Below are 1249 nucleotides of genomic sequence, written 5' to 3'. Positions count from 1 at the left end.
CAAACGAACTGCTGTACTCGCTCATTGAAATAACAATGGAAGAAAAAACAGGATGATAGCAAAGATTATTTATGGCGAAACCTGTACGGGAACATTGAATTATATTTTTGGGAAAAAAGGTATGCGGATACTCGGTTACGGCAACACGTTCTCCCAAAGCATATCGCCAAAGTTCTTTGGGAGCGTACTGTATTTTCAGGGACAGCGCAACGCCACCAAGAACCGTTATGCCCATATCAGTTTGAACCTTCCGCACGGGGAACACCTTGAAGACGACACCTTCCTTAAAATCTCCGAGGAGTACATGGAAAATATGGGCTATGGGGAACAGCCCTATGTAGTGGTACGGCATAATGATACCAAGCACGAACACGTCCATATCGTATCCACTATCGTAAAAGAAGATGGAAAAGTACTCGAAATTTTCAATAGCCATAGAAGGAGCATGGCGATACGGCAGCACTTAGAGAAAAAATACCTCCTGTCCCAGGCACCGACGACAAAACAGAAAAGGGAACTTCCGATGTACCGATTGCCCGAGCTACAGTTCGGAATGGATGCGGAAAAAGGAACGAAATACTACTTGCAGGACGTACTGAACGGTATCAACCAGAAATATAAAGTGCGGAGTTTCGAAGAACTGGCAAAACTGGTCAAGCCCTATCACATCGAACTAAGACAGACCAAAAGTGAATCGGGAAGGATAGGGGTGGCCTATGGTCTCAATAATCAAAAAGGATATCAAACTCGGTTCATCAACGGCTCAGCCGTACACCGAGGGCTGAGTGGCCCGAAACTGCAAAAAGTATTCGATGTACATTCCAAATCGAGGTTGTTGCCGATGCACCGGAAACGCCTGTTGAAACAGCTAGAAACTACCTATGGTCTCTTTCAAACCATCCAGCCCAACGAACTGGCGGATGTGCTAAAGGAATATCAGGACATCGATATAAAACTGGACTTGAAAGAAGAAGTCATCGAGGGATTTACCATCTATGACAAATCACGATATGTTTTCAAGGAAAGGGAGATAAGCCAAAATATTAGAATGCAAAACCGTTTGGATATTTTTGGAAATGGAAACGAACCCACGCAAATCGATACCGAAAGCAAACAGTTCAAACTGGAAATCCAAAAAGTCATAAAAGAAGCATTGACCGCATCCTATTTGAAATCCCCAAAACAGAAAGGGTTGTTATCGGAATATGTTATGACCACAAACTTCGGAGATATCGTTCCAATCTTAACG

Annotated in this window: 1 protein-coding gene; it reads left to right on the top strand. The window is 43.4% G+C overall.

Features of this window, described 5'->3' with window-relative positions; translation table 11 throughout:
- Positions 1-52: 52 nt before the first annotated feature.
- A partial coding sequence (locus tag IV512_RS19625; RefSeq protein WP_209406443.1) for a relaxase/mobilization nuclease domain-containing protein occupies positions 53-1249 on the top strand: 1197 nt, incomplete at its 3' end.

Origin of the sequence: Pseudozobellia sp. WGM2 (assembly GCF_017810075.1) — a bacterium.
Lineage (GTDB): Bacteria > Bacteroidota > Bacteroidia > Flavobacteriales > Flavobacteriaceae > JADNYK01.
Note: the sequence above shows the minus strand (reverse complement) of the source record. Positions and strands in the feature narration are given on the sequence as shown.